The organism is Pararhodonellum marinum (assembly GCF_015354735.1).
Lineage (GTDB): Bacteria > Bacteroidota > Bacteroidia > Cytophagales > Cyclobacteriaceae > Pararhodonellum > Pararhodonellum marinum.
This window is the reverse complement of sequence record NZ_JACEFJ010000010.1, coordinates 210261-216542: the sequence shown is the minus strand read 5'-3', so window position 1 is coordinate 216542 and position 6282 is coordinate 210261. Positions and strand designations below refer to the sequence as shown.

At 41.9% G+C, this 6282-nt stretch carries 4 protein-coding genes; all 4 read left to right on the top strand.

Annotated elements, in window-relative coordinates; genetic code table 11:
• The first annotated feature begins 250 nt into the window (after positions 1 to 250).
• The 4 genes from H1A14_RS17470 to H1A14_RS17455 all read left to right on the top strand — a co-directional run bounded on the left by H1A14_RS17470 (position 251) and on the right by H1A14_RS17455 (position 6086).
• On the top strand, positions 251 to 1810 hold the full coding sequence (locus H1A14_RS17470) for a hypothetical protein (protein ID WP_194777572.1): 1560 nt from the start codon (positions 251 to 253) through the stop codon (positions 1808 to 1810).
• Complete coding sequence (locus tag H1A14_RS17465) at positions 1807 to 2577, top strand: YceI family protein (RefSeq protein WP_228527841.1); 771 nt, start codon at positions 1807 to 1809, stop codon at positions 2575 to 2577. Before H1A14_RS17470 ends, H1A14_RS17465 begins: the two co-directional genes overlap by 4 nt.
• Before the next feature lie 622 nt (positions 2578 to 3199).
• A complete protein-coding gene (locus tag H1A14_RS17460; RefSeq protein ID WP_194777571.1) occupies positions 3200 to 4486 on the top strand; it encodes an agmatine deiminase family protein in 1287 nt (428 codons plus the stop codon).
• Between the two features lie 310 nt (positions 4487 to 4796).
• Positions 4797 to 6086, top strand: a complete 1290-nt coding sequence (locus H1A14_RS17455; RefSeq protein WP_194777570.1) for an agmatine deiminase family protein — start codon at positions 4797 to 4799, stop codon at positions 6084 to 6086.
• Positions 6087 to 6282 lie beyond the last annotated feature (196 nt).

Below are 6282 nucleotides of genomic sequence, written 5' to 3'. Positions count from 1 at the left end.
CAGTTTGCTGGCGAGAATTATATTGAATTACCATTTTTCCTTGCAGATGTCGTTTTCTTACTATCCACTTTCGATTATACAGATTAGGTTTGTTAGGTAAAGGCTAAGCCCTTTTGATGGGTATTCATCTCAGAAAGAAACCTTATCCTTTTTTACAAGGAATGCTCACATGATGCGGGTATTGCTCCCTATACACCAATTCTTTAAATTGTATAAGTATTTGATTACCAGCAAATAAATTCAGTTTTCAATGAAGAAAAATATAAAAAGCAAATACCTTTCATTTTGGCCTTGGCTTATTTTGCTCATGCCACTCTTGGCTTTTGGTATGACGAATAAAAAAATGATCCAGATCATGGAGATTTTTCACATTGAAATTCCCCGCATCTGGACAGACGAGGCCATCAAGGATTGGGAATTGCCCAATCCCAATCCTGCCTATTCAGCTCAACCGATTTCTGAGGAGTTTTATTATAACCTGCCTGAGCGGGTGGTTTACAAAACCTATCCGGTGTATCATCCTGATTTCGAACCGGAAGGATATTGGGAATGGCTCCATGAACAGGAAGCTGAGATTGCCCTGGATGAAAGCAAACTGCTGACAGAAGAGGATTGGGTCAAGGCCGGAGAACTGCTTTTTGATTATCCAATTGATACTTTGGGAGCGGTGATCAGTACACCCCATGTCCGCAATAGAGAATTTTATTCCGCCACTGAAATGCCTTTGACTCCTGAAGGAATCATGCCATATGCCCAGTGGGTCGTAGCTGGAAAAGGGAAGGTTTACCTAGGCAATCTCTCCTGTGCCATGTGTCATACCCGCGTGATGGACGATGGTTCACTACTGAAAGGTGCCCAAGGCAACTGGCCCGGAGATAAGGCTTTTGCCTTTGCTTTGGAATTTGATGGGGCTTCGGAAAGGGGCATACAAACTATTACCAATTTTTTGTTTGGAAGTCCATTTGCGGAAGGTGATCCCCATGGGAAACTATTGGCAAGTGGTAAAGAAGCGATCTTGGAGGCATACAAAGCTGTACCAGAAGGGGCATTTGGAAGACAGGGAACCAGTATTCTATTTCCTCCTCAAGCCCCAAATCTGATCGGCGTCAAGGATAGAAAATACCTGGACCATGGAGGTCTGGGGCAGCATAGAAATATTGAGGACCTGATGCGGTACATCGCCATGAATCAAGCTTTGGATTTTCTGAACTTCTATGGGGATTACAATCCCATCGGACTCACCAAAGAAAGGCTCAATACCGGTGAACCCATCTTTTTCCCGGGAACCTATGATAGACATTCTGATGCCCAGCTATATGCTCTTGCCAAATATGTGTATTCCCTGACTCCCCCGGAAAATCCCAACAAGCCCTCTCCTATAAGTGAAAGGGGCAAAATTATTTTTGCGGAACAAGGATGTGTGACATGCCATACCCCTCCCCTATTTACCAACAACAAACTGACCCCGGCTGATGGTTTTGAGGTACCTGAGGAACATTTTGATAAATATGACATTTTTGATATATCGGTAGGTACAGAAAACGGGTACACCATGAAAACAAGGAGGGGAACAGGCTATTACAAAATCCCTTCTTTGCTGGGACTGTGGTATAGAGGACCGTTTCTGCATGATGCGTCCTTGGCCAAACTTGAAGATCTATTTGATCCAGAAAGATTGGAGGATGATTATGTCCCCACTGCCTTTAAGCCCCATGATGTCAAGACCAAAGCGGTCAAGGGACACGAATTTGGGATGGACTTGAATACAGAGGAGAAAAGGGCCTTAATCGCTTACCTGCTGACTTTATGAACAAAGTGTATGAAAGATCGACAAGGGTATTGGGTTATCTTTTGGATTCCGTCTGCCCTAGTAGTCAAAGGTTTGAAAAAATGTTCTCTAGAAAAAACAACCTTACCTGGTCACTTCGACAAAGGAGAAGTCTATTTTCATGTCGATTGTTATCCCTTTTCTCCTGTTTCCATTTTTTATTGTTAAGGGTAAAAGGGAGGATTTGTTGGGACATTTCTACATTTACCAAATTAAAATTCAATAAAAAATATCATCTACTGTTCAAAGTACTTCCTTGGTTTTTCCTTTTTCCAATTCTCCTCTCAGCTCAGTCTTATAAACCGGATCAACCCATTCAGTTCAAAATCAAAAATGCGGGAATTACAGTGGACGGGATAATTTCTGACTGGGATTTGGAGGTGCATTTTGATCCCAAAAAGCTGAACCAGTCCAGTATCAAAGGAACTGCAAATCCAGGCAGCATAGACACAGGCATTAAGTTAAGGGATAAGCACTTGCTGGGAAGGCAGTATTTTCATTTAGATAAATTCCCTTTGGTCCACCTGACATCCAAATCCTTTAAAACCAATGGAAAGAATGCATTTGTCGGGATTTTTGAATTGCGGATCAAGGATGTCAAAAAAGAGGTGGAAATTCCATTCACCCTGGTCCAGTCAGGTAAGCAACGGAAGTTTAAAGGGGAGTTTGTGATTGATCGCTTGGATTTTGGATTGGGTGAAAAGAGCCTGGTGCTTTCGGATGAGGTGAGGGTGGTGGTGGGGTTTTAGCTTTAAGATGAAGAGTTTCACGCAGCGAGCGCAACGGTTTTCACGCGGCGAACGCAGAGAAAAAAATGTAAAGAAATCGCTGCGGTCGCTGCGCTAATCGTTACTCCCGCCGCGTGATCCAATAATTTAAGCCTTTTTTTGTCACCCCATTAGGGTATTGTCCGTACTGTTTCAGGTTTGTACATTTATATGGTGTTGATTATCAACATGAAATCCAAACAATAATCATAATGAATTCACAAACCGAAAACACCTTGGGCCATATCTGTGTGATAGGGGTCTGCACTGCTGTACTTGGAACTTTAATTTTACTTATTTTCAAGCTGTTCCACTATCTCAACACCTTAATGACATCTGGAGTAGCGAATTAGATTCATAATGATTTCAAAATTTTCAATCTGTTTTCCAAAATAAGGCTACCTCTGCTTAGTCTTGATTGCACCCTAAGCAAGTGAGTAAAATTCAACTCCATCACATCATTAAGGTATTTTTTTTAAGGCTACCCCATTGTATTTTTAGCTAGTTGCAATACGAAAATAAAGATTACCCAAACTTTACTAGAAACTATATGCTTCAAAAAACTGAATTTTCTTTTTTAAGGATTATTTTAACTATAATTGGTTTGACTCTTTTTAATTCCTGCAAGCAAGAACCCAAAACAGACCCTATCGCATTTTATATGCCAGGAGAATTCGAACCCCATGAAGCGGTATGGTTTGGGACTTGGTATATGGGAGAAGGTGGCGAAGGCTACAACCGCGTGATCAGTGAAGTCATGAAAGCGATTGATGGGCATGTTCCAATAAAAATGGCTGCTGATTCGGATAGTATTCAACAAAAGGCCAAAAAACAATTGGATAGCCTGGGAGTGGATACTTCGAAAATTCAATTTTTTGTCATGCCCGGGGAAGCACACTGGATCAGGGATCATGGTGCTGCTTTTGTAATCAATAGGCAAGGTGAACTCGGTGCAGTGGATTTTGAGTGGAATGCTTATGGGAGTCTTGATTGGCGTGTACTGCGAGATTCAACAATTATTGATAGTCTTAGTATTTATAGAGAAAAAATCAGAACCGGTAAGAGGGCTAAAGTGGATAGTCTGATGGCAGTTGCGACAGACGCCAAATGGATAAAAAGCAATCTCACCATCGAAGGAGGTGCTATAGAAGTCAATGGAAAAGGGGTGTTGATCCAATGTGAAGCTGTCACGCTTCAGCGCAATCCGGGTTGGACCAAGCAGGAACTGGAAGAAGAATTCAAAAAAACGCTTGGTGTAAAGAAAGTAATCTGGTTACCTCAAGGCTTGGCTGAGGATGAACATATTCTTCATTTCCAATTGGGTAAATACGTGGGATATGGTACAGGTGGGCATACGGATGAATTTGTGCGTTTTGCAGATGACAGAACAATACTTTTGGCTTGGATGGACGAGAGTGAAGTGGAAAAGCATCCCTTGAATAAGGTCAATTACGAACGAATGTCCAGAAGTTATGAAATCCTAAAACAGGAAAGAGATCAGGACGGAAAACCTTTTAAGATCATCAAAATCCCATTGCCCTATCATCAGGAGCGCATGATAGTGGTTTCCGATACTTTGAGTGATGAGGTGCATTATAGGCTTGAGTCCTTTAGCTACGAAGACCAAAAGAAGCTTTCGATTGGGGATACCTTGACATACGTCGCAGCCGCGAGTTACATGAATTTTTTGGTCACCAATGGCGTAGTGGTGACATCTTCCTATGCCAAAGATGAAGCTTCTGTCATGCGGGAAAAGGAGGTTGAAGCTTTATTCAAACAAGCTTTTCCCGGACGTGAAATTGTGTTCGTTGATGCCATGCCACTGAATTGGCAGGGTGGAGGCATTCATTGCAGTACACAGCAGGAACCCAAAAGGAAGGGATTAAAATAAATCTTGGATGGTAAGGATGGCATTATTAAAGTTTGCCGAAGTTATTAAAATCACGCTTCTCAAGTTGGTGTAACAACTGAATTTTCAATCAGATTTTTTTATGGATTGTTTCTACTTTTTGAAAGGTCCACTTATCACATGATTAGGGTATTGTTGGAGTTCTGATTTTCAAGCAACTTTAAAAGTGATATTTCTCGCGGCGATCGCAACGGTAGAAACGCAGCGTTCGCAGCGAGATGATATCAAAAATCGCCGCGTTCGCTGCGCTTTTTTTTTGCGCTCGCTGAGAGAATCAAAAAACCATCAGACCATGAAAAACTTAACATTCTTTGTCTTTTTGATAGTTGTAATTTCTTCCTGCAAGCAAGAGCAAAGGGATCTAACTATATTTTACTATCCGGCTGAATGGGAACCACATGAAGCTATGTTAATGGGTTGGACGGAAAGGCAACCGGAGTTTTTTCCATTGGTTGTAGATTTGGCACGTGCACTTGAAGGTTCTACATCGGTCATTTTTGTATCAGATACCAGTGAAAATCCTGTGGTTTTCAAAGAATACCTGTTGGAAAATGGCCTAGATACCGCAGCTTATACTTTTCTATCATTACCTGTATGGCAGGCTGTAGCACTAAGAGATGTTGGCCCGGTGTACCTGACCAATGGGCTGGGAGAGAAAAAGGCAGTGGACTATAGGTGGTCGTTCCAGGATTTTTTCGAACGGTTTTTAATCGAGAAAGGTGTGGATCCGGACACAGCGAGAGCAGATGCATCTTTCTTCAACCGGAATCAGAAAACGGACAGTTTGATAGCTGCAAGAGATGGGTTTGAGGTGGTTGTCTCTCCTTTGAATCTAGATGGAGGCGCAATAGAGGTGAATGGGAAAGGGAGTATTTTGTTGAATGAGGATTGGATGTTTAAGGTTAATCCGGATCTATCCAAAACCAGCATCCAAGAAGAACTGAAACGAACCTTGGGAGTTCATCATTTTATTTGGGTGGGAAAAGGTTTGGTCGAAGATAGTGATCCAACGGAATTCATTGTTCCTGGATATGTTGCCGCTGGTACCGCCGGCCATACCGATGAATATATCCGATTTGCCAATCCGAATACCATTCTGCTGGCTTGGGTGGATGAAGAAGAAAAAGATGTACATCCTGTTCATGCTGAAAACTACCGAAGGCTTCAGGAAACGTATGATATTTTGGTCAAAGCTAAAGATCAGGATGGAAAGCCATTCAAGATCATCAAAGTTCCCTTGCCGGATCTAAGGTACAGGCCTAATCTTGTGGTAGAGGGCTGGGCAATGAGTGATTCGACTATTGGGAATAAGTATTTTCTACCCAATCAAAAGGTGGCATTAGGGGATACCCTGCAATATCTTTCTGCTTCCTCCTACCTCAATTTTTTGATTTCAAATGATAAGGTTTTGTTGCCGACCTATTTGCATGTAGGCAGTTCGCCAGAAAAGGAAGAACACGTAAAAAAGATTTTTTCAACCCTTTACCCTGGTAAACAATTGGTCTGGATAGATGCTACAGTTTATAATTGGGGTGGCGGAGGAATACATTGTTATACTAAGCAGGTGCCTAAATTGAATTGAGAGTTAGGGATTCTTTTTTATCAAGCCATCACATAATTAGGGTATTGTAGGCTTCCTGAGTTTTAGAGAAATTTAGAGTTATTAGTTCACGCAACGGACGCAAAGATAAAACCGCAACGAGCGCAACGGGATAGAATCAAAAATTGCTGTGTTCTCCCGAGTTTCGGGATAAGGTCCGTGCTTTCCTTTGCGCTTT